Here is a 23,289-nt window from a genome sequence, read left to right on the forward strand (position 1 = left end):
CCGCTTGCACGGCGAGCTCGGCCACATCCCACCCATCGAGAAAGAGAACGCCTACTACTCACAAACCCCCGTCCCTCGACCGAGAGAACGGGTCAACTAGAGCCCCCACCAAACCCGGGGCTAGACAGTGCTGTGTAAATCAATGACGCCCATTGCTACCAGAACCACTAAGAGGTAACCGATAAGAAACACCGAGACAGCAGCGAAGGCCGCCACCTTTGCCGGCCGGGTCGGGTACGGTCGGCGTCGAGCCAACTCACACAGCCAGATAGCGGCAAGCAGCCAAGTCAGAATGAGCGCGGGTCCGAGCATGCCCGGCAAGAGTCGGTAGGCAGCGGCCAGAACAACGATTACGGCGAATATTGCGGCGAGCACTGCCTCCACAGCCCAGACGATTCGTATTGTCCTCCGATCGATCGGGGCACCGGCGTCATATGCCTTGAGTTGCGCGACATGCCCTGCTGGGCACTGGCAAGCGGTCCCCCTTTTTTATGAAATTGCACGATACGCCGACTCGCGAGCGAGGAAAAGCCCTCTCTCGTAACGGCCGCCATCACTGCGATTTCCGACCCCTACAGCTCGGTAACTATTGGATAGTGACCGGACCGCTCGAGGTCTCTCAAAGGGAATGCTCCGGAGCGCGCCGGGTCTGAATTCGCCGCGCATGTTTCGCCGTCTTCATCGGTTCGTCATCCTTCGGATAAGTCTTGAGACTGATCGACTTTGATGTGGTTCAGGGCAGTCCAGTGCCCGCGAACGTCGTACGCTGATTCGGCTCGTAGACGATGGCGTTGTGTTCGAAAGATGTATTTGTCGGCTTCGCGGTTCACGATCCTGGCGGCTTCTGCGGTGCAATAGTACGAGATTTGTGTGATGTTTTCGCGGTCGAGTCGGTAGGTGTGGTTGTCGAATATTTGCTTGTATCGTTGCCAGGTCTTCGGTGTGAGCTCGACCTCGATGAGCTCGATGTGGTCGCCTTTCTGAGCGACGCCATCGGCTTGGTGCTCGAGCATTCCTGACGGTTTCCGGTCACGGTTCCAGGTGAAACCTGCGGCGAGGTAGCGGGCCGATATGAGGGCGACGGCTACCTCGTGCCGGGTGGTCTGTCGGAACAGGTTCGGGGCGGGTTTGCCGATGGCTTGATGGGTTGCCCAGACGATCGATGAGTCGCGAAATGTTGGCCGGGCCCGGTCGAGAAGGCCTGCCTGCATAAGACGATTGACCCAGTGGTTCGCTCTTCTAACGGCAACGGGTTGACCGGTTCCGAGGTACGCACCGAGGGCCCACCGGATGGCTTCGATGTCCGCGATTCTGACGATGGCCAGCCAGTCCAACATGCGTTCGTCACGCATCGTGATCTGCACCATGTCACACCACCCGCATCTGTCCGAAATTGTTCACCGATCCCCGCCTATTCGTCCCGTTTACTTCTGTGTCTTTCATGTCTTTTCTTCCTTCCCCTCACCTTTCACTCTCTGTTGTTTTCTGTTTTTCCCTGTCCCACTGTTCTTTCTTTACTTCCCAACCTCCCTCACCAATAACGCAGTGGTGGGTGCGGGAGGTTGGGAAGCGCGCCTCGTGCGGGAAGGGCAGTGGGACAGGGAAAAACAGGCCTCACCCCGGCCATTGCTACGGCCAGCCTTGGGCCGGGTCAACGGAAGTAGGCGCGAAGGTTCACCGATCCCTCGGTCATCAGATTCATGGCTGCCCGCTGGAGTCAGCTCCGGCACTCTCTCCGAGTTATCCACAGGCGCGCTTGTCGGCTTGCGCGTACTGTTCTGGTTTTGTTCTGTACTGGTTCTTCCTGTTAGGGGGGTCACTGGCTGACCCCCTTTTCATCCAGTTAGTGACACCCTGGGGTGGTCACTGAGTGACACTCTGAGGTGGTCAGAAAGTGACACCCTGATCCCGCCGCTCGGTCAGGTTCACGACCGGGTTGAGCCGCCGCTTCATGGTGGGTGGCCGGCTGCTGTCGAGGAGTAGTTCGAACTCGGCCCGCTGACCGCTGCGCCCCGGCCGCACGCGCCGAATGGCACCCTTGCCAAGCAGCTCCCGCATGGTGCGGTTCACGACCTGGAAGGCACGATTTGAGCCGTTCTCGGGTGCAAGGAAGCCGAGGGCGATGGCGGACATTTCCCGGCCGCCGAAGTACCGCCGTGGCAATGCGCCGGCAGGGTTGTCGTGGTCGTCCCAGCATTCCAGTGCCATGTGCAGCAGCAGCCGTGCGGCGTTCGACCCGAGCTGCAGTTCTGCGGCGACGAGTACGGCGTTCTTTGCCGCGTACAACCCCACCGTCTCAGTAGGCGCGCGACCGGGTACCGGTTCGGGTCTGCGCGGAGGACTCGATCCACTCCAGCGCCTCAGACATCTTGTACAGCACCGTCTTAGGTGTCGGCTTGTAGAACCTGGGACCGAGTCCCCGGTAGCGGAGTTGCGCAAGTCCCGGGACGCTGACGCCGCAGAGTTGGCTGAGGGTGGCGGGATTGATGAATTCGTCATTCATGTCAGTTTGTCCTTTCGGAGGTTGTGATCAACTTGTGTTGTTGGAATCACAATACGATTACCGATCTGGTTTGACAAGCATCTGATTGCTAAGCTGTCGAAATGGCAGACTTTAGGACTGAGTTGAGTATCGGCAAACGCATTGCCGCGGCCCGGAAACAACGCGGTATGACCACCGCCCGCGACCTCGCCGACGCGATCCCGGTCGAGACCATAAGTGAAGCGGTAATCCAGAACATCGAAGCCGGCCGGAAAGTCGAACTCTCCGTCAGCCAACTCCTGAACATCGCCCACGCACTCCGCGTCCCACCCCTATTCCTGCTCGCGCCGGTCGGCTTGCCCTCGCGTGGGCCCGACGTGCCCAACCTCTGCAGCGATCTACAGGGCATGTCGACGATCGAGTTCGACGCGTGGCTCACGGGAGCACCGGATGGCGCATACCGGTGGAAAACCAAAGACGAACGAGCCGAGCGCTCCGAGCTGCAAGCCATGCGCGAGCTAAATCAGCAGCTCCAGGAACGAAGACGCCTAAGCGCCATCTTGGAGATTGAGAAGGAAGACAACATGACAGAGGACCAGATGAACCAACAAACCTGGGAGTCCACACCCGAACGAATCGCGAACGTACAACGCCGCATCGACCAACTCGAGTCCTACCTCACCTCCGCGGGATGGGACCTCGACGGATGGGCATAGCAAAAGTTTCGAATCGCGCCTCGCGCGGCTAGACGGTAAAAGGAGCAGGACGTGGGAACAATCGAATCGTACGAATCGGCCTCGGGGAAGAGGTATCGCGTTCGATTCCGAAAGCCCGATCACACACAGACACGCAAAAACGGTTTCATCACGAAGAAGGAAGCCGAGCGATTTCTGCGCGAAGTCGAGACCGCTAAAGACACTGGGACCTACATTGATGCAAGTGAGGCACGGGCGTCCATCGGCGAACTCGGAGCAACGTGGATGACGCACCAGACTCAGCTCAAACCGTCGTCGTTTCGCGCAGTCGAGGTCGCATGGAGACTGCACGTGGAGCCTTCGTGGGGACCGATTTCCGTCGGCGATATACGTCACAGTGAAGTTCAAGCTTGGGTATCCAAGCTGAGCGTCGATCGAAGCGCAACAACAATTCTGCGCGCATACGGGATCCTCGCCGCGATTCTCGATGTCGCCGTCAAGGACCGCCGAGTCATGTCGAATCCGGCTCGCGGTGTGAACCTGCCGCGCAAGACTCCGAAGCCTCGTGTGTATTTGTCGCACGGGCAGGTTCAGCTTGTGGCCGATCAGGCCGGCGATCAAGGAGATCTGGTGCTCTTTCTTTCGTACACCGGTCTCAGGTGGGGCGAAGCGACGGCGTTGCGAGTCCGGAGCCTCGACGCAATGCGCCGTCGAGTGAGCGTCACAGAGAATGCCGTTCAGGTCGGTGGTCCGATCGTCATCGGAACACCGAAGAACCATTCGAGCCGAAGTGTTCCCTATCCGCCATTCCTGTCGGATGCGCTAGCCGCTCGATGCGTTGGCAAGTCGAAAGATGAACTGCTCTTCTCGGGCCCAAGCGGCCACGTTCGTCTTCCCGACTCGAGAAGAGGATGGTTCGCGTCCGCCGTGAGATCCGCGCAAAGTGTCGATCCCGATATCCAGCGGGTAACCGTGCACGATCTTCGTCACACGGCGGCGAGCCTCGCGATCAGCTCAGGAGCAAACGTCAAAGCCGTGCAGCGGATGCTCGGACACGCTTCGGCGGCCATGACGCTCGACACTTACGCAGACCTCTTCGACGATGACCTTGATGCGGTTGCTTTAGCCCTCGGTGAGGCCAAGGCAAAATCAAGTGTGTCCAAAATGTGTCCAAACGAGGTCCTGGACAGAAGGAAAACCCCCTGACTTCCTTGTAACCAAAGGGAAGCAGGGGGTTTGAGAGTGGCGGTACCGGTGGGATTTGAACCCACGGTGCTCTTTCAAGCACACAACTTTTCGAGAGTTGCACCTTCGGCCGCTCGGACACGGTACCGGGAGATACTTTACGGCACGCTTGGGCAGGGCGCCAATCGGCGTGGGGGCGGGGTCAGGTGACCCGGGCATCCGGGGCCCGACGAGTCGAAAGCGCAAGCCGCAGCGCTGCACGAGGCAACGTGCCAAAATTGCGAGGGTGACTTACACCGCTGCAGATGACCGCTACGAAAAACTCCCCTACCGCCGAACGGGCCGAAGCGGGCTCAAACTGCCCGCCGTGTCGCTCGGGCTCTGGCAGAATTTCGGCGATACCACCACGACCGAAACGCAGCGCGCCATTCTGCGGCGGGCGTTCGATCTGGGCGTGACGCACATCGACCTGGCGAACAACTACGGTCCGCCGTACGGCAGTGCTGAGACGAACTTCGGTCGCATTTTCGCTGAAGACTTTGCGCCGTACCGCGACGAGCTGGTCATCTCGACGAAGGCCGGGTACGACATGTGGCCGGGCCCTTACGGCGACTTCGGCTCGCGCAAATACCTGCTCGCGAGCCTCGACCAGTCGCTTGGGCGCATGGGTCTCGACTACGTCGACATCTTCTACTCGCACCGGTCTGATCCCGAGACTCCGCTCAAGGAGACGATGGGCGCGTTGCATACCGCGGTGACGAGCGGCCGCGCGCTGTACGCCGGCATCTCGAGCTACTCGCCGGAGCGCACGGTGGCGGCCGCTCGTATTCTGGCCGATCTGGGCACTCCCCTGCTCATCCACCAGCCCTCGTATTCGATGTTCAATCGCTGGATCGAGAGCGGTCTGCTCGATACCCTCGACGAGCTGGGGGTGGGATGCATCGCCTTCTCGCCACTCGCCCAGGGTCTGCTCACCGACCGGTACTTGAACGGCATTCCGAGCGATTCGCGGGCGGCGCAGAACGGCTCGATGCAGCAGAGCTTCATCAGCGACGAGACGCTCGCTCGCGTGCGTGGGCTGAACGATATCGCTGCCGGCCGCGGGCAGACGTTGGCGCAGCTCGCGCTTTCGTGGGCGCTTCGGGATGCACGTGTCACGTCAGTGCTCATCGGAGCCTCGAGCGTGCGCCAACTAGAAGACAACCTCGCGGCGACTTCGAATCTCGCGTTCGAGGCCGCCGAGCTTGCCGCCATCGACGAGTTCGCGAAGGACTCCGGCATCAACCTCTGGGCGAACTCGAGCGCCGTGGGGGCCTGACGGCCCGCCCGCCTGCTTGCCCGGCCGGCCCGCCCGGGAGTTAGGTCGGAGCAGAGCACTCATGTCGACGTATTGCGGGCATGCGCGCTCTGCTCCGACCGAACTCCCGCGCGGGGTCGACTTTCGACGGAGATTCGGGCATCCGTCGGCAGGGCTGCGGCGGATGGCCGTATCTCCGTCGAAAGGCGGGTCAGGCGCCAGGGCGCCGGTGGCTCGCCCGTCGAAAGACGGGTCAGGCGCCCGGTGGCTCTGCGGCAGGGCGACGGGTCGTGGTTGCGGGTGCTCGATCAGCCGGAGTTTCGTTCGGCGTAGCCGAATAGGCTGGAGCCATGGTCTTTCCCGGGCTCGATCGCCGCGACAGTGCTGCCACCCCCGGCAGCGTTCCGGGCGCAGCCGCGGCGCCCACCGTGCTGCTGCTGCACGCCCACCCTGACGACGAAACGCTCGCGACCGGCGGCCTCATGGCCCGGCTGGTCGCCGACGGGGCGCGCGTCGTACTCGTCACGGGCACCCGCGGCGAGCGCGGCGAAGTGGTGCCCGGGCCACTCAAACACCTCGAGGGCACGCCCGAGCTCGCCGCAACCCGGGTCTTCGAGCTCGCCGCTGCGATGCGCGAGCTAGGCGTGATCGACCACCGTTTCTTGGGCGAAGTGGATGCCCGTGCCGAAGGCCTGGCCCCGCGCAGCTACCTCGACTCAGGTATGCAATGGGCCCCTTCGGGTATGGCCGAGGCGGCAGCGGATGCTCCGGCCGACGCCTTGAGCCTGGCTCCGTTCGACGAGGTCGTGGCCGATGTGCTGGCCGTGGTGGCGGAGCTACGCCCGCAGGTCATTGTGAGCTATGACGAGCGGGGTGGGTACGGGCATCCCGATCACGTGCGCATGCACGACGCAGCCGTGGCCGCCGTGGCAGCGGTGGCAGCCCTGGGATCGGTGGCAGCCCTGGCATTGGTGGCAGCCGAAGCAGCTGCGGCGGTCGGGGCAGCCGTGGCGGCCGTGCCCCCCTTCGCCCTGCCGAACGAAACCCGAATCGACCTCTACACCGTCATTCCCGACTCAGCAGAAGCCGAAGACACCGACATCGTCGTGCCACTCGGCCCGTACCGCGACGCGAAGTTTCGCGCACTCGCGGCCCACCGCACCCAGTTGAGCGTCGAGGGCGACGAGATCGTGCTTTCGGGGGGCCAACGGCACGCGGTGAGCGACGCTGAAGTCTTTCGGCTATACGCAGGTTCAGAGGACAGCGAGCCCGGGCATCCGGCAGCCGAATCGCCCTGAGTTCGGCAAACCATGAGTGTTAGGCTCGCCTTACTAGATCACGTCACAACGCGCTTGGTCTCTTCAGAGAAGGGCACAGTCACCCCAATGACCTACATCAGATCTGCCGCATTCGCGCAGACAGGTTACGTCGTGCTCGACACGTATGAGCAGGCTCGAGACCCGAAAGAGTGGCTCGAACTCGAGTACGTCGACTGGAAGTCGTCTGGCGACACCCGTTTTGCCCCCCTGGCCAGCGCTTTCGGTGAGATGGAGTGCAACGGTTTCTGGAACCACACTCCCCCGCGCACCGATAAAGATGGCGTGTGGGTGCAAGAGAACGTCGAAAAAGCGCCCATTCTGAAGGCCCGCGCCGAAGAGCCCGGCACCAACATCGGCCGGTGCCGTGTCATCGAACTGCAGCCGAACGACTACGCGAGCGCCATCTACAACCTGCACCAAGACGACAACAACCGGCTGAACCCCGACGGCACCGGCTGGATCGTGCGCAGCTTCTTCAACCTTTCAGACGACAAAGATTCGGTGCTGATTCTTCGCGAAGACCGGTTCGACCCCACTACCGAGGTGCGCATTCCGCTGCCGGCAGGTTCGCAGCTCATCGTCGACACACAGCGATTCTGGCACGCGGTGTGGCACGTCGGCCCCGAGCCGCGCTACTGCCTCATCACGTCGTACACGTCGGGGCCCGAACTCGATGCGTACATCGAGAAGTACCACGGCAAGCCGCAAGACGCGAACCCTCCGCTGCCGCAGCAGGTCATCGACGACGCCCAAACGTCTATGCAGCGTCGGCTCGCCGAGCGCGCCGCGACTCTCGCGTCTCAGGGCAAGCGCGCAGCGGGTGCAGTTGCTTTCGACGACGACTCCGAATCTGACTCTGACGACTGAGTTTCGCTGAGTGCGACGAGGCTCAGCCGGTCGCATTCGCACGTTTCGTGCGGCTGCCTCGGTGGGCGCGTGGCGGCGGCGGGTGGGTGACGGCTGCGGCGGCGGCGGCGGCGAGTGGATGATCGACTCCTTCACAATTTCGAACCGGACACTTCTCTCCCCAGCCTCGGGGCGTCACCGGAGCCCTGTCGGTGGCCCGCCCTATCGTTAGGGCATGCCCACTAAGCCTGTCAGCAACTTCAAGTGCACCGAATGCGGGTGGACCACGCCGCGCTGGGCCGGGCGCTGCGGCGAGTGCCAATCGTGGGGCACCGTGGTCTCGGCGCTCGAGTCGGCCGCCATGGCCGGCCAGGTCAAAGCGGTCAAGGTCGACGAGGGCAGCATCGCTCGCCCCATCACCGAAGTCGACACCGAAGCGACCACGCATTGGGCCACCGGCATCGCAGAATTCGACCGCGTTCTCGGCGGCGGTTTGGTGCCTGGCGCAACCATTCTGCTCTCGGGCGAGCCGGGCGTCGGCAAGTCGACGCTGCTGCTCGAGGTCGCGGCGCGAGCAGCCCAAGAACACTTGCGGGTGCTTTACGTCAGCGCCGAAGAGTCGGTCGGGCAGATCAAGATGCGCGCAGACCGCACCCAGTCGTTGTCTCCCACGCTGATGCTCGCCGCCGAGACCGACCTGGCGACCATCCTGGGCCAGATCGACGCGGTCATGCCGCACCTCGTCATTGTCGACTCGGTTCAGACGGTGTCTAACTCGGCGCTCGACAGCGGTGCCGGCAGCCCCGGGCAGGTGCGCGCGGTCGCCTCGGCCCTGATTCGCGTCGCGAAAGAGCGGTCACTGCCCATGCTGCTCGTGGGGCACGTCACGAAAGACGGCTCCATCGCGGGGCCGCGAGTTCTCGAGCACCTCGTCGACGTCGTGTGCCAGTTCGAGGGTGATCGCCAAACCGCACTGCGTTTCATACGAACGCTGAAGAACCGTTTCGGGCCCACCGATGAGGTAGGGTGTTTCGAAATGACCTCCGAGGGTATTCGAGAGGTGAGCGACCCCAGCGGCCTGTTTCTCAGCAACTCGGTCGAACCTTCCACCGGAACCTGTGTGACCATCGCCCTCGAGGGCCGCCGTGCGCTTCCGGTCGAGATTCAGGCACTGGTCATCACCGCCACCGGCCCCAACCCGCGGCGGGTCACCAACGGGGTCGATGCGTCGCGTGTCTCGATGCTGCTCGCCGTGCTCGAGCGCCGTTTGAAGATGCGGCTGAGCGATAAAGACGTCTACGTGTCGACTGTCGGCGGCGTGAAACTCGTCGAGCCCGCCGCCGACCTCGCTATCGCGCTGGCCATCGCTTCGGCCGTGAGCGACGGGCCCATGCCCAACAGTTTCGTGGCGTTCGGCGAAATCAGCCTGGCGGGCGAAGTTCGCCAGGTCACCTCATCGGCTCTGCGCGCGACGGAGGCTCGCCGCCTCGGCTTCGCGAACGTTCTCGGCCCAGGCGAATCGCAGATCAAGCCCGCCTTTCACCGCGCCTTCGGCACGGCACCGGCCTCCGCCGGCGGCCGCCCTCCGGCCGCCGATTCGGCCGGAGGCGCCACCACCCGAGGTGAGCCCGGTCGTGCGGGCCGCAACTCGCCCGGCGCCATCGGATTAGGCGACTACGGTAACCACCCCGCCGGCTCGGGGCTCACCGGCTCGGGTCGCGGCAGGTCTGGCATTGCGGGGCCTGAGCGCGGCACCCTCGGCCAGCGCCGACCGGCGTCTCGGCCTCACGACGCAGCAGAAGCCGCAGCGCCCTTCGACTCGACCGAGCCGATGCGCCCCGTCAGGCCGCTCCGACCGGTGCGGCCGCTCCGCGACGACGACACGCCGAACGGAGACGGCGCCTAACGCCGCCGCGCCGCGCCGCGTCACCTCACTCGCGTCGGCCGAAACGACGCCCGCGCGAACGGGGCGCTGACCTCTGCCTCGGCCGATCGTCGGTTGGGCGGCTCCAGCATTGCTGCGCGTCGGCCGGAATCGCGCCTCCCACTCGGCGATTCTGAGCCGTTCGCTACAGCAAGACCACCAGCTTGCGCGCCGAAACACCCTGCCGCAAAAGGTCGAGTGCAGCTTGAACGTGCTCGAGGCCCGACCCGACAACCTGGGGGCGGGGCGCCGCGACGAACCGGCCGTCGGCGAGAGCGGCAGGTAAGAAGTCGCGCCACAACATCGGCCCGACCTCATCGTTCATCAGCGTGCTACCCCAAACGTAATTCGCTTTGATGCCGCGCGAACGGCTGCGCGCCTGCAGAGCAACATTCGATGCGAGCATCCCGAGCCCGACGCGCATCAGCTCGAGGCTTGGCCCCGCACGTCGTGGGAGTCGCGCCAGAGAGACCGACGGGGTCGCCAAACTCACTCGTTTCGCTCCGGTTGCGGCCGCGATGGCCACGGCGGGCTCGGCCGAACCTGTTCCTACCGCGAAGACCCCGGCGACCGGGGCTCCGGCGATCGCCTCGATGATGTCTTTCACCACGGTCGGGCTCCCGTAGTCGAAGACACGCGCCGCGCCGAGGCCCAGAACGTAGTCGTGATTGCGGGGCGAGGCCGTCGAGATCACGGCGTAGCCGGCCGCCCGCGCCAGCTGAATCGCGTTGCTGCCGACGCTGGTCGACCCGCCCCACACCACGACGGTTTCGGTGCGCGAGCCTGCCAGCGCGCCCGAGTCGGCCGGCTGGCGCGCGTCGCCCAGCGTGCCCGAATCAGCCGACTGGCGCGAGTCGCCCTGCGCGCTTGAATCACCGTGCGCGCCCGCGCCGTTCGGTGCCGTCGAATCACCTTGTGCGCCAGCGCCGGCCGGTGTGGTCGGATGCCGTAACCCCAGTTGATCGCGTCCGAAGAGCGCAGACGCTGCTGTCGATACCGCCAGCGGAAGCACCACCGCGTCTTCGAAACTCATGGCATCGGGAATCGGCGACGCCAGATTCCCTTGCACCACCGTGAACAGCTGAAAGGCGCCCTCGGCCTGATGGTTTCGACCCTTCTCCATGCCGACCGCGTAGCCGATGGCGCGGTCGCCCGGCTGAAAGCGGGTCACCGCGCTCCCTACCTCGACCACCTCACCCGCGACATCTTCACCGAGCACGGCGGGGTACGGCAGCCAGCGATACATGAGGTCACCGGTCGACTGCTTGATTTCGTCGAGCGGATTGACCGCTATGGCTCGATTGCGGATGACGATTTCGTGCGCGCCGGGCGCGGTGTACGGGGCCGCGCGCACGACGAGGTCAGCGTAACGAGCATCCAGCAGCAGCGCGCTGTTCGACGGGGCGGGCGTCGGTGTGGTTTTCGAGCGACTCGGGTTCACGGCACTGTTCATTTCGGTTCTCCCTGGCGTTGGCGTGGCGGTGAGGTGCGTTGAGGTGACGGTGACCTTCGCGGTGATGTCATCGTGTGTCATCACACTACAACCTCATGGCATGCTGTGTCATCACTAGAATGGAACCGTGAGCAGATGGCAACCCAACGCGCGGCAACGCCTCCAGAGCGCTGCCCTCGAGCTGTTCTCGGAGCAAGGCTTTGCAGAGACGACGGTTCCGCAGATAACAGCGCGCGCGGGGCTTACAACACGCACCTTCTTTCGCTACTTTTCTGACAAACGCGAGGTGCTGTTCGGCGACGACGTCGACATGCCAGGGTTAGCCGCTCGAATCATTGCCGAAGCACCAGCTGAGCTCGGCCCGTTGCAGGTGATCCAGGGCAGTCTCGAAGCCGTGGCGGAGGCTCAATTCGCGGGCGACGTGCAGCGGTTCATCGCTCGCAAGGCCGTGATCGACCGTGACGAGAGTCTGCGCGCCCGCGAAATGCAGAAGCTCGCCGCCCTTTCAGACGCCATCAACACCGGATTTCAGCGCCGCGGTGTCGACGCGCTCACGTCGGCGCTCGTCGCACACACCACGGTGACCGTTTTCGGCATCTCAATCGGACGCTGGCTCGCGACCAAGGGCGCGACTCCGCTGCCCGAGTTGCTCCATGACACCCTCGACGCCTTGCACACCATCATGGTCGACCCGGCGTGGCCGGCCGAACAGCTCGCACCCGTCAGCACAGCGCGACCCGACGTCGCGGCGCAACATGACTGACCGCTGAGCGCCACGCGACCGCGCAGCGCTACTGCATCGCTAAACGTGCGGCACAAACACCTGCCACGCTAGGCGACGGGATGCCCGGGGGTCTGTCTCCACGCGATCCTCAGTATCGATGATGAGCGTTTTACGCGTGCCCTCGTCGTATCGCGGCCAGCCGGCAGCACAAGCGCCACCGACAGCGCCACCCGCCCCGGCCGCATTCGGGTCGCCGAAGTACGCGAACGCGCCCCAGTACCGCCGCATCCGCGCGCCAGAACGGAGGAACGCGCGTCGGCCGCCGAGCAGTGTCATTGTGCGACCGAACGCCCCGTGCATCCGGTCGAAGAGGGCGAAGAGTTCGAGGCCGTGTGTGGCGTCGTACCCCGCGAGCCGAACCAGCCGCGGCGCGATGTCGAAGCGATAGAAGTAGACCGGCGCATACCGCGAATGCCGCTCGGCCACCTTCACCGTGGGGTACCAGAACGCATAGTCGCCGCCGAAGTCGTGGGCCGCGCGCTTCTCGGGCAGACCGGGGTATTCGGCCTTGATCGCCTTGCGCGCCTTCTTTTTCGTCTTCGCGAAAATCGCTCGAATGCGCTTCGGTGTCGTAGCGAGAATGTCGAGGCGGCCCGTGAAGAGCGAGCCTTCGCGGTCGTTGGTTCCGATGATCAGAGCGACCGGATGCGCGTCACCGCTCTTGAACGCATCGAGCGGCCGTTGCGGCAGAAAGTCACCATCGATCACGGGGCACAGCGCGATGGTTCCGGGTTCGGCGTCGGGCGCGTTCATCGTGAGGGCGTCGGTCGCCTTGATCAGCTGATGCCAATCGGCGGTCACCAGCATCTCGCCGGCGTCTTCGAGCGTGGTGTTTTCCACGCTGTCATTCGACACGCGTTCGCTCAGAAGTTCGACGAATTGTGCACCCCACACCCGGGTGAGTTCTGGCGGATACACCGCATTCGTCGGCGAACTCTGAGCAATTGCACGCGCGAAGAGAGTGGATGCCCGTGGCACCGTCATCAACGTCGTAACCGCGTTCGCCCCTGCCGACTCCCCGAACAGGGTCACGCGGTCAGGGTCGCCCCCGAACGCACGGATGTTCGCCCGCACCCATTCGAGCGCAGCAACGCAGTCTTTGAGGCCGAGGTTGTTCTCAATCGGACGCTCTGGGGTGGAGTAGGCCGTGAAGTCGAGAAATCCGAGCGCGCCGAGTCGGTAGTTGATGCTGACGTAGACGACGTTCGCGTCTTGTGCGAGGGTGTCGCCGTTGTGCGGCACCTCGGCCGACGAGCCGACGCTGTAGGCGCCGCCGTGAATGAAGACCATCACGGGCAGGAGCGGCTGTTTGGCGGCGGTGCCGCTGGAAGTCCAGCCATCCCGAGCGATGTCGGGTGCGACTGTCGCATCGACCGCGCCAGTCGAGGCATCCCGAGCCATGTCAGGTGCGGCTGTCGCGTCCACCGCGCCAGTAGCGGCATCCCGAGCGCGCCGCGCCGGCCGCACCACATTCAGCGTGAGGCAGTCTTCACTCATCGGCGCATTCTTGGCTGCCCCGATGAAGTTGCCCTCGCGCGACTGAGGCGAGACCGCGCCGAATCTGCTCGCTTCGCGCACGCCCTTCCACGGCACGGCGGGCTGCGGAGCACGAAAGCGCAGCTCGCCCACCGGCGGCGCCGCAAACGGAATGCCACGCCAGGTCTCAATGCGGCGTTCGCGAACACCGCGCAGCGTGCCGTCGGCGATCGTAATGTCGAGAGTCGTCGAGGTTGACGTTCGCCACAGGGTCGACATCTCTCGATGCTAGCGCGCTGCCGCGTGAGAAAGGCGCGGGGCCGGTGGCCCTCGAGTGGCCGTGCGGTGAGCGTCACGTGAACGTGAACGTGCGATCACCGCGCCGCCGCCTACTCGAGAATGAACTGCGCCGATTGGGCCGACTGAATGCCGTCGACCGACACCGTCAAATGATACGAAACCCCACCGGCCGGCACAGTCGTGGGGGTTGCCTGATCGCACGTCGTCTTCGACGAGCGCGTGCGATTCCAAGCAAAGGGAGTGGATGTGACGGTCTTACCGGGCGCGAGCATGGCGAGTGTATCGCTGGCACCCGTTTGGCAGTCGGTTGAGAGCCAATACACCTCGGTTCCGCTGGTGATCGTGTAGATCTGCTGCGAGGTTCCGGCGTTGATGGTGCAGGGCTGCGACCCCGTGTTGACGATGCTGAACGAGAGCATCGGCTGGCTTCCGCTGGAATAGTCGTTCGAGTCGGTGATGGCAGTCACAGTGACGTTTCCGGCGGCACACGCCTCCGAGCCGTCGGCGTTCGTGGCGGCGGGGGTCGGCGTGGGAGTGTCGGTCGGCGGTGCGGCGGCCGCAGCATCCGTCGCCCCCGCCGCACCCGGAGTCGAGGGGTCGGCACCGGCGGAGGGAGCGGGGGTGCCGCCGCTCCCGTTCGCTGCATCAGCGGGAGCGCCTGCCGAGGTGCTCGGAGTGGGCACCGCAGCAGGCTCGGCTTTGCCAGACCCCGGCTTCAGGATGACCAGCAGCACCACGACGATCACAACGACGATGCCCAGCAGCACGACCAAACGGCGCCGGCGGTACACCTTCGCCGAAACCGGTCGACGGGGTGGCAACGCGGCAGACATACCTCCAGGGTACCGACGCCCTCCCCTCTCGCCCGGTACCCACGCCCGCTAACGCCGCACTCGCTCCCCCGCATCGGGCGCATTCCCAGCTTCCCCGGCGCCGCACCCTCCTCGCGTTCGCGCTCTCCCGGCCCGCGCGCGCCTCTGTTTGACGCAAAAGCGCTCCAAACGAGCCGTTTCGGCGCTTTCGCGTCACACAGATTTCGAGGCGACCGGCGGCCAGAGCCGACGCGCAGGCGGCGTCAGCCGACCGCGTTCGCGGCGGCCAGGCGCGTCACGGCCTGGCGCGCGGCGGCAGCCGAGGTGGCGTTGACGGCCGCGCGGGCCAGCTCTTGCGCCTCGGCGAGGGTGTGGCGGGCGAGTTCGCCCCGAACATCCGCCAGCGCCGCCGGAGTCATGGAGAGCGTGGTGACCCCGAGACCCACGAGAACGACCGCGAGCAGCGGGTCGGCCGCGGCTTCACCGCAGACGCCCACGGGTTTTGCCGCGTCTCGCCCGGCCCGACCGATCATGCCGACCAGCCGCAGAACCGCGGGATGCCACGGGTCTTGCAGGTGCGCGACCGACCCGAGCAACCGGTCGGCGGCGAGTGTGTACTGAGTGAGGTCGTTCGTTCCGATGCTCACAAAGTCGGCCACGTCGAACACCTGGTCGGCGAGCACCGCAAGCGACGGCACCTCGGCCATCACGCCCGCCACGCGCACCCCGAGCTCCCGCGCAAGCGAAACGAAGTACTCGGTGTCGTCGAGGTCGGCGACCATCGGCGCCATCACCCACACTTCGACCTTGGCATCGCGCGCGGCAGCAGCGTCACCACCGGCGGCAGAATCAGACCCATACCGGTTGACCCGCGCCTCAGCGATGGCGAGCGCCGTTAGTTGGTCGCGCAGAATCCGCTCGCTTGAGCGCAGGGCCCGGATGCCCCGCAGACCCAGCGCCGGATTTTCCTCTTTCTCGTCGTTGAGAAAACTCAGCGGTTTGTCTGCCCCCGCATCGAGCACCCGAACGACAACCTTCTTGCCCACAAATGCTCGCAACATGCGCTCGTATTCGGCGACCTGCGTTTCGACCGACGGAGCTTCCGTCGCGTCGAGAAACAAGAACTCCGTGCGAAACAGCCCCACGCCCTCGGCCCCGAGCGCTACCGCCTCGGCCGCTTGATCGGCCGAACCGAGATTCGCGAGCAGCGGTATGAGAGTGCCGTCGGCAAGGGCACCAGGCGTCAGGGGTGCGGCCGCAGCATCCGCTCGCTCAGCGATCGCCCCACGCACCTCGGCGAGTTCGGCCTCAGACGGTTCGGTGTCGACCGTTCCATTGGCTGCATCGAGCACCACGATGGTGCCATCTGCTAGGTCTTCAGCGCCCGCTACCCCCACAATCGCAGGGATCGACTTCGACCGCGCCAGAATCGCCGTGTGCGAGGTCGGGCCGCCTTCCCGCGTGATCAACCCGATGACCTTCTCGAGATCGAGCAACGCCGTGTCGGCCGGCGCGAGGTCGTGGGCGACCAGGATGAACGGGGTCGCCGACTCGGGAACCCCCGGCGCCGGCACGCCCCGCAGCCGCGCGATGGTTCGCTGCGAAACATCGTCGAGATCGGTCGCCCGCTCGGCCATGTACCCACCCATCTGCACGAGCAGATCGCGAAACCCGGCGAACGCTTCAAAGACCGCGCGATCAGCGGATTTTCCGTTGCTCAACCGCGCCTGAATGTCTTCGGCGATGGTGGGGTCTGCCGCCATCAGGGCTTGTGCGTTGAGCACGTCTTGAGCTTCTCCGCCGGCCAGAATGCCCCGCTCTTCGAGGTCGGCGGCGACGTGGGCGAGAGCAACCTCGATGCGTGCGAATTCGTCGGTAGGCGAGGCTGTGCTCGGCTCGTCGGCCGGCTCGGGCAGGGGTTCGGGCATCCGGAGCGTAGGGCCTACCGCAGAACTTCGACCGACGCCTACACCTTGCAACAGCATTGTAAAACTCCTCTGTAACACGCGCTCTGCGGTCAAGAATAGTGCGAGAGCGCGCTGTTGGCCCGAATGTCGGGGGTCGCTGATATTCTCTCAGTATCGAAGGCAGGAGGCCGGCATGGCGAACATTCGCCCCATGAAGCTCGTGAGGCACACCGCGCTGCGCCTGGCGACCGCGGTGGTGACCGCCTTTTACGGGGTGTACCGGCTGCATCCGGTGCTGTGGCGCTTCACCGCCCGGCACTACCAGCCGTCATTCGAGCGCTTCGCGCGGCTGAACGCGTGGATGATCTGCCAGCAGGCCTACAACGACGTACCGGCCTATCGGCGGTACCAGGGCGAACACGGTTTCACGTTTCGGTGGTGGAGTCTCAGCTCCTTCAAGCCGACATCGAAGCACGAGTATGTCGATCAGTACTCCGAAGAAGACCGTTGCTGGGGCGGCACGATCGTCACCGTGGGCACGGTGGTCGACGAGTCGAGCGGCTCCAGCGGCATGCCGTATAACTGGATGCGCTCGAAGAACGAATTGCACACCGTTCACGCCAACGTGGCCGGCTACATCACGTTGCTCTTCGGCTCGCGGCGGCTGTTCTGCATCAACGCCTTCTCGATGGGGGCCTGGGCCACCGGAACGAACACCGGGCTGGCAATGTCGAAGGTGGCGATGGTGAAGAACACCGGGCCCGACATCGACAAGATCGTCGACACCCTTCGGCATTTCGGGCCCGGCTATTCGTACCTCATCAGCGCGTACCCCCCGTTTCTGAAGCATCTGCGCGACCGGCTCGACGCCGAAGGCTTCGATTGGGATGCTCATGAACTCAACGGTTTCGTGGGCGGCGAGGCGCTGACCGAGGGTCTGCGCGACTACATCGAGCAGAGGTTCGCGCGCGTCTACTCGGGCTATGGCGCGTCAGATCTCACCATCGGCATGGCTGGCGAGAGCGATCTTTCGGTGTGGTTGCGGCGAAGTCTGGTGGCCAACACCGATCTGCGCGAACTGATGCTGGGGGCCGACGAAGATCGCACGCCCATGATCTTTCAGTACAACCCGCTTGAGACCTACCTCGAGACCACAGGCGAGGGCGAGCTTCTCGTCACGCTCAATTCGACGGCCATCATGAGCCCGAAGGCTCGCTACAACATCGGTGACGAGGCGCGTCTTGTCACGTTTCCGCAGATGCAGGCGTATGTGTCGCAGTTTCCGCGGCTGGCCCTGGCGTTCGAGCGCGCGTTCGCGTCGCAGCGCATGAAGCTGCCATTCGTGCTGCTGTTCGGGCGCAAAGACTCGACGATCTCGTACATGGGGGCGAACATCTATCCGCTCGATGTGGAGAACGGGCTCTACCTCGACAACCCCTTTGCGGCGTCGATCGAGTCGTTCAAGCTGAGCCTCGCTGACATCGGCGGCCTCGAGCAGCGGCCGGTCATCCACCTGCAGCTGCGAGCGGATGCCGCACTCTCGCCGGGCGACATCGATGAGTTGCGCGCGCGTTCGGCCGCCGGGGTGCTTCGGCACCTGGCGAGCGTCTCGCGCGACATCGCTCAGTCGCTCGACGAAGACGCCACCGCGTCAGATGTTCGCGTGGAGGTTCATGCGCACGCAACCGGGGTTTTCGCGGGCGGCCTGAGCAAGATCAAGAACGTGTACCTCGTGACGAGCGGGGAGGCGGCGGCCTCGGCCGCTGCGGCGGCTCCGGGGTCGGCGCGCTCGGCCGCGACGGGCGGCCCGACGAGGTCAGCAGCGTCGGCGGGGCCAGCAGCACAGGCGGCGGCCGCCGAACCCTTCGCTGCCGACCAGGCGGCGGGCTGATGCGCACCACTGACTTCTCGAAAGCACCTGCTCAGGCGCGAGCCGGAGCCCTGCTCGTCGTCGAGCTCGGCGATGCGGCAGCGGCAGTGGGGCCATCGGGCGATTCAGGTGCGACAGACCGTGCGCTCGTCAAGCAACTGACGAGCGCTGCCGGGGCGGTGTGGCACAAAAAGTATCGGCGGGGCGGTGGCGTAACGGGCGTGATGGTGTTCTTCGGCCAACCGCGCGCGGCGGAGGATGCACGGGCTACGCTCGACCGAGCATCCTGCAGCGTGCGTCTGCTGGTGGCGGAACAGAGCGGCTACAGCAATGGCGTGTGGCGTGCCGAGGGCAACGTGATGGCGCACATCGAGCACTTCACGCCCACCTCGGTGGAGGCCGCCCGCGGAACGACTCCCCCGCTGGTCGCCGGCGCCGCGCAAACTCATCGAGTCACGGGTTCGGGTGGGTCGCCGGCCGGCACCCCCGCCAGAACCCGCGACTCGATCTCGACGGAGACCCACGGCACAGCAACGGTTCGGCCCTCGAACTCTTCGCGCGGGGGGCGCCAGCCAGATCGACCGGTGACGGATGCCCGGGCGATGTTCGTGGGCGCCACCAAGTATCGCGGGCCACGCGCGCTCATCACGCTGTCGCGCACGTGGTACCCGATGATCGCCCGAATGCAGAAGCTGCCGGGGTACGTGTGGCACACGATCTACTGGCAACCGCCGTTTACGCTCGGCACGCTCACCTTCTTCGCCGACCGCGACGATTTGCTCGGTTTCGCGCGGCTTCCGGCGCACCGCCAGCTCATGCAGTGGATCACCCGCGACACCAAAAACGGCACCGGGGGCTACATTCGGCTGCATGTCGCGCCAGACGAGGGGGTTACGCGGTGATGCTCACGGTCGAGCAGGTGTCGAGCGAACGCGCCCTGCGGGAGTTCATCGAGCTGCCCCTACGGCTGTGGCCGCGAGACCTGGCTGTGCCGTTACTCGAGTCGAGCATCCGTTCGTGGTATTCGGGGCGCTCGCCACACCCCGAACCCATCGAGCTCGTGGTCGTTCGCGACGCTTCGGGCACGGTAGTGGGGCGCAGCACGATGCACACCGACCGCCGATTCGACGAGAAGCTGGGCGAGAAGCTGCAACTCTTCGGTGCCACCGAATTCGAAACCGAGGAGGCCGCGCTCGCCCTCTTCGACCATTTCGAACAGCGCGCTGAAGCAACCCACCACACCGCACTCTTCGGCCCGGTCTCGCTGCTGCCCAACCAGTCGGGCGGAGTCATCACCTCGGGTTTTGATGAGCGCGGGTTCGTCGACTCGGCCTGGAATCCGCCCTGGGTAGCCGACGCCTACGAGCGCGCCGGCTTCGCACGCTGGGGCGAAGCCGACACCTGGATAGTCGCCCCCGTCGGCGTGGTACCGCCGCAGTCGCGCGCGAAAATGCTCGCGGCAGAAGCTGCGGCAGCGCAAACCTTCGCCAGCACCACCGCCGGCTCCGCGGACGCCGGCAAAGCCACCGGCGCTCCGACATCGAACGACGCCACCACCCCCGGGCGCGTTCTTCTCGTCGGCGTTGCCGCAGCGCCTACCGCAGCAGAGTGGGCGAGCGCCGGCGTGCGCCTCGAGTATGGCTCGAAGCGGCACATGAAAACGCTCGTACCCGAACTGCTCGAACTGCTGAACGCGTCATTCGAGCAGCTGCCCTACTACACGCAGATCACACCCGCCGAAATGGTCGCCGCAACAGATGGGCTCGCCTTTCTCCTCGACGAACGCCTGCTGCTGGTGGCTCGGGATGCCCGATCCTCACGTGCGACCGCGTTCATCTTGGTCATCCCCGACATCACCGAATTCGTGCAGAAGGTCGGCGGAAAGCTCTCGCTCGCGCGGCAACTGCAGCTTCTGGCGACACGATCGAGATATCGGCGGGAGGCCGTTCTGGTGATTCAGGGTACTGACCCGATTAGGCAGGGGCAGGGCATCCTGAGCCTGTTGAGCAGGCAACTGCAGGTGAATCTGCGGGCCGGCGGGTATCGCGCGCTCCGTTCGACCTATGTCGACCGCGAGAATGTGGCGTCGACCGCGCAGTTCGCCCGATTCGGAGGGCGCCCGTTGCAGGGATACACGTTCTACCGGCGCCCGTTGGTTCGTGGCGGTGCAACGCAGGGCCTCGATCACGCGGCCGTCGGGCCGGGCGCCCTCAGCAATGACGCTCACAACCATGACCAGACGGAGCTACCGACGTGACCGACTCACGCACCCTTCTCGAACGGCTCATTCTGCTGGCGAGCCGGTCTCCGTCTCCGCACAACACCCAACCGTGGTCGGCGCGAATCGTCGAGCCCGGTAGCGAAGGCGAGGCCCGCGGCAACAGCGACAGCGGCGGCAGCAGCGGCAGCAGCAGCGGCAGCGGCAGCGGCAGCGGCAGCGGCAGCGGCAGCATCAGCAGCGACGGCGAACGCAGCGAGCCGCGCGCGGTCGAGGTCGCCGTGATTCCGAGCAGAACGCTGCCCGCAGGCGACCCGAGCTTTCGCGACCTTGTGCTTTCGATCGGAGCCTGGGTCGAAAGCTTCAGCATCGGCGCCGCGGCGGCCGGATTCAGCACCGAGGTTGAGACCCTGCCCGCCCTCTCGCGCCTGCAAGACCTGCCGATCAGCGGGCCGGCCGACCCATCGGCGCCCGTTGTGCGCGTGACCCTCGTCGACAGCTCGAGCGCGCCGACAGGCATCTCGCCATTTACGCCCGACGACGTGCGCCAGAGGGCGGTCTATCGGGGGCGGCTCGCCGGGCATCCGGAGACCTGGGAGAATCTGAGCGACGTCGACCTACCGCCCTGGCTGAGCTTGCGCAGACTCGACGACCGCGCCATGGCGTATCTCAGCCGCCTCGGCATCGCCTTCACCGGATCTCGCCGCAGCATCGCCCGCGAGCTGCTGCAGTGGCTGCGGCTCGACCCGGCGCATCCGCGTTACACGCGCGACGGCATGACCGACGTGATGCTCGGCATTCCGCGGCCGTTCGCGCGGCTCGCAACGCCCGCCACCCGGTACGCCCAGCTGCGCGACCCGCTGCTGGCGGTCGCCGGGCTGGTGGGGCGAACGTCGGAATCACTCGAACGAGCGCGCGTCTTGCGCCCGCTCGAGCTGTCGCTCGCCGAAAGCTCGGCCGACTCGCCAACGCATTTGGTGCTCGTGGCAAACGCCCGCCTCGCCGCGGCCGACGACACGGCGCAAATCACTGCGGCGATGGATAGCAGCATTGGCGTCGCCGAATCTGACGCCCTCGACGCCGGCCGCGCCCTGCAGCGGCTGTGGCTGCACGCTCATACCCGCGGGCTGGCCGTTTCACCGCACTCCGAGCTCATCGACTCGCCCCTGGCGCACGGGCTTCTGCGCAAGCGGCTCTCGCTCGGGCGCAGTGATGTGGCGCTGTCGGTGTTCAGCGTCGGTGCGGCGACGGGCGAGGTACCACGGTCGCCACGCCTCACCGACTCGCGGCGCAATCAGTGAGAGTGCCACCTCGATGACGGCGATTCCCGCGCGAGTTCGGGCTTGGGGCTGGTTCATGAACCGCTTTCGCTCGATGCACATCGCCACCATGAGCGCCGCCGACATCACGCACAACCAGTCGATGACGCATCTTGCGGCACCCGTTCGGCGGGCGATTTTCGGCCGCCGCGACCGCCGGGTGAGAGTGGATGATCGAACCATTCCGCCCGCGCCCGGCAGCTCGACGGGCATCCCCATCCGCATCTACTGGCCGGTCACGCCACCCGCGGCATCCGCGGCATCCGGCCCGCCCGCACCATCCGCGCCACCCGGCCCGCCCGCGGTATCCGCAGCATCCGGCCCATCCGAGCCATCCGAGCCATCCGAGCCAGATCGAACCACGCCGCCCCCGTTCCCGACGCCGACGCCGCTGCCGCTGCCGATCGCTCTCTACTTTCACGGCGGCGGCTGGACTCTCTTCGGCGGCCTCGACGTGTGCGACTGGCTGCCCTCGCGCGTCGCTGCCGAACTCGGCGCGATCGTGGTGGCCGTCGACTACCGGCTCGCACCGCAGCACCCGTTTCCGGCAGCCATCGACGACTCGTATGCGGCACTGCAGTGGGTCGCTGCGAACGCCGCGCACCTCGGCGGCAACCCGGCCAGGATCGCCGTTTTCGGAGACAGCGCCGGCGGCAACATCGCGGCCGTACTCAGCGTGCTGGCCCGAGACGCGGCTCTTGCTGCCCCCGCAAGCCCGGCGGCCACGACCGTGGCGGCACCGGCCGCACCCTCGGAATCGAAAGCCGCGGCGACCCCCGCAATCCCGGCGGCCACCGCAGACCCGGCAACCCCGACAATTCCGCACATCGCCTCACAGGCGCTCATCTACCCGGTGACCGACACCGTTCTCGACGACACCTCGATGCTCGCCAACGCCCGTAGCCCCGTGCTTCACCGCGCCGATATGGCGGCGTTCTTCGACTATTACCTCGGCCCCGACACGGCATCGCCGACGCGAATGGATGCCCGGGCATCCCCCGCCCGCACCCAATCGCTCGCGAACCTTCCCCCGACGCTGGTTCAGCTGGGCGCGCACGACGTGCTGCACGACCAGGGCCGTGCGTTCGCGCGCCGCCTCGAAGCCGAGGGCACCGAGGTCGAGCTCATCACCTACCCCGAGGCGCCGCACGGCTGGGTGACCTACCCGACCATCATGCGCGTCTCGAACCGAGCAACAGACGGCCTCGTCGAGTTTCTCCGGCAACACCTGGCCTGACTCGGCGCGACCGGCCTGGCGCCGTGACCGGTCGCCGTCGTCGGGCGTGCCGAGCCCGCCTCACGCGCTCTTTCGTGGTGACGCCAGCGCATCGCGACGCCCGACAGGCCACCACCCCCACCACACCCACGTAGGCCAGCGGCACCCACGGCACCCACCGCAGCC

Annotated in this window: 19 protein-coding genes, 1 tRNA gene and 1 pseudogene; 12 read left to right on the plus strand and 9 right to left on the minus strand. The window is 65.6% G+C overall.

The features are described 5' to 3' along the window. Positions 1–120: 120 nt before the first annotated feature. The 4 genes from IEX24_RS11040 to IEX24_RS11055 form a co-directional block, all read right to left on the minus strand. Positions 121–384, minus strand: a complete 264-nt coding sequence (locus tag IEX24_RS11040; protein WP_188678262.1) for a hypothetical protein — start codon at positions 382–384, stop codon at positions 121–123. 305 nt (positions 385–689) lie between these two features. After that, on the minus strand, positions 690–1,367 hold the full coding sequence (locus tag IEX24_RS11045; protein ID WP_188678264.1) for a hypothetical protein: 678 nt from the start codon (positions 1,365–1,367) through the stop codon (positions 690–692). Between the two features lie 520 nt (positions 1,368–1,887). Beyond that, positions 1,888–2,286 (minus strand): hypothetical protein, encoded by a 399-nt coding sequence (locus IEX24_RS11050; protein ID WP_188678266.1) that lies wholly within the window; start codon positions 2,284–2,286, stop codon positions 1,888–1,890. A gap of 10 nt (positions 2,287–2,296) precedes the next feature. Next, positions 2,297–2,503, minus strand: coding sequence for a helix-turn-helix transcriptional regulator (locus IEX24_RS11055; RefSeq protein WP_188678268.1), 207 nt, complete (start codon positions 2,501–2,503; stop codon positions 2,297–2,299). A 101-nt stretch (positions 2,504–2,604) separates the two neighbouring features. Between IEX24_RS11055 and IEX24_RS11060 the strand changes: the two genes are divergently transcribed. Then, complete coding sequence (locus IEX24_RS11060) at positions 2,605–3,198, plus strand: helix-turn-helix domain-containing protein (protein WP_188678270.1); 594 nt, start codon at positions 2,605–2,607, stop codon at positions 3,196–3,198. 51 nt (positions 3,199–3,249) lie between these two features. Next, positions 3,250–4,383, plus strand: a complete 1,134-nt coding sequence (locus IEX24_RS11065) for a site-specific integrase (protein ID WP_188678272.1) — start codon at positions 3,250–3,252, stop codon at positions 4,381–4,383. Between the two features lie 37 nt (positions 4,384–4,420). Here the strand turns inward: IEX24_RS11065 and IEX24_RS11070 are convergent. After that, positions 4,421–4,510 (minus strand) — tRNA-Ser (locus tag IEX24_RS11070). A gap of 138 nt (positions 4,511–4,648) precedes the next feature. On the opposite strand from IEX24_RS11070, the gene mgrA reads away from it, so the two are divergent. The 4 genes and pseudogenes from mgrA to radA form a co-directional block, all read left to right on the plus strand. Continuing rightward, positions 4,649–5,680, plus strand: a complete 1,032-nt coding sequence (mgrA, locus tag IEX24_RS11075; RefSeq protein WP_188678273.1) for an L-glyceraldehyde 3-phosphate reductase — start codon at positions 4,649–4,651, stop codon at positions 5,678–5,680. A gap of 329 nt (positions 5,681–6,009) precedes the next feature. Next, positions 6,010–6,957 carry a PIG-L family deacetylase gene (locus IEX24_RS11080; protein WP_188678274.1) on the plus strand — a complete coding sequence of 316 codons (948 nt, stop codon included), beginning with the start codon at positions 6,010–6,012 and terminating at the stop codon, positions 6,955–6,957. A gap of 87 nt (positions 6,958–7,044) precedes the next feature. Beyond that, positions 7,045–7,845: a hypothetical protein gene (locus tag IEX24_RS11085; protein WP_188678275.1), complete on the plus strand. Its 801-nt coding sequence runs from the start codon at positions 7,045–7,047 to the stop codon at positions 7,843–7,845. 214 nt (positions 7,846–8,059) lie between these two features. Then, positions 8,060–9,385: pseudogene (radA, locus tag IEX24_RS11090) on the plus strand (DNA repair protein RadA); the annotation flags it as partial. Between the two features lie 508 nt (positions 9,386–9,893). Here the strand turns inward: radA and IEX24_RS11095 are convergent. Next, on the minus strand, positions 9,894–11,282 hold the full coding sequence (locus IEX24_RS11095) for a zinc-binding alcohol dehydrogenase family protein (protein WP_229715254.1): 1,389 nt from the start codon (positions 11,280–11,282) through the stop codon (positions 9,894–9,896). A gap of 46 nt (positions 11,283–11,328) precedes the next feature. On the opposite strand from IEX24_RS11095, the gene IEX24_RS11100 reads away from it, so the two are divergent. After that, a complete protein-coding gene (locus IEX24_RS11100) occupies positions 11,329–11,964 on the plus strand; it encodes a TetR family transcriptional regulator (RefSeq protein WP_188678278.1) in 636 nt (211 codons plus the stop codon). 39 nt (positions 11,965–12,003) lie between these two features. Here IEX24_RS11100 and IEX24_RS11105 read toward each other — a convergent pair whose 3' ends face one another. From IEX24_RS11105 to ptsP, 3 genes are all read right to left on the minus strand, one after another. Continuing rightward, positions 12,004–13,740 (minus strand): carboxylesterase/lipase family protein, encoded by a 1,737-nt coding sequence (locus tag IEX24_RS11105; RefSeq protein ID WP_188678280.1) that lies wholly within the window; start codon positions 13,738–13,740, stop codon positions 12,004–12,006. A gap of 110 nt (positions 13,741–13,850) precedes the next feature. Then, positions 13,851–14,594: a hypothetical protein gene (locus tag IEX24_RS11110; RefSeq protein WP_188678281.1), complete on the minus strand. Its 744-nt coding sequence runs from the start codon at positions 14,592–14,594 to the stop codon at positions 13,851–13,853. A 242-nt stretch (positions 14,595–14,836) separates the two neighbouring features. Then, entirely contained in the window at positions 14,837–16,558 is a 1,722-nt protein-coding gene (ptsP, locus tag IEX24_RS11115) for a phosphoenolpyruvate--protein phosphotransferase (protein ID WP_188678283.1), read from the minus strand. Positions 16,559–16,673: 115 nt separating this feature from the next. Here ptsP and IEX24_RS11120 point away from each other — a divergent pair, with 115 nt between their 5' ends. From IEX24_RS11120 to IEX24_RS11140, 5 genes are read left to right on the plus strand one after another with little or no spacing between them, the layout of a single operon-like run. Next, on the plus strand, positions 16,674–18,371 hold the full coding sequence (locus IEX24_RS11120) for a phenylacetate--CoA ligase family protein (RefSeq protein ID WP_203585981.1): 1,698 nt from the start codon (positions 16,674–16,676) through the stop codon (positions 18,369–18,371). After that, positions 18,371–19,252 (plus strand): hypothetical protein, encoded by an 882-nt coding sequence (locus tag IEX24_RS11125; RefSeq protein ID WP_188678285.1) that lies wholly within the window; start codon positions 18,371–18,373, stop codon positions 19,250–19,252. The genes IEX24_RS11120 and IEX24_RS11125 overlap by 1 nt, the downstream gene beginning before the upstream one ends. After that, a complete protein-coding gene (locus IEX24_RS11130; RefSeq protein WP_229715289.1) occupies positions 19,252–20,607 on the plus strand; it encodes a hypothetical protein in 1,356 nt (451 codons plus the stop codon). Before IEX24_RS11125 ends, IEX24_RS11130 begins: the two co-directional genes overlap by 1 nt. Further along, positions 20,604–21,869, plus strand: a complete 1,266-nt coding sequence (locus tag IEX24_RS11135; protein WP_188678289.1) for a hypothetical protein — start codon at positions 20,604–20,606, stop codon at positions 21,867–21,869. Before IEX24_RS11130 ends, IEX24_RS11135 begins: the two co-directional genes overlap by 4 nt. A 13-nt stretch (positions 21,870–21,882) precedes the next feature. Then, positions 21,883–23,124 carry an alpha/beta hydrolase gene (locus tag IEX24_RS11140; protein ID WP_188678291.1) on the plus strand — a complete coding sequence of 414 codons (1,242 nt, stop codon included), beginning with the start codon at positions 21,883–21,885 and terminating at the stop codon, positions 23,122–23,124. Positions 23,125–23,289: the final 165 nt, after the last annotated feature.

Origin of the sequence: Subtercola lobariae (assembly GCF_014640255.1) — a bacterium.
GTDB lineage: Bacteria > Actinomycetota > Actinomycetes > Actinomycetales > Microbacteriaceae > Subtercola > Subtercola lobariae.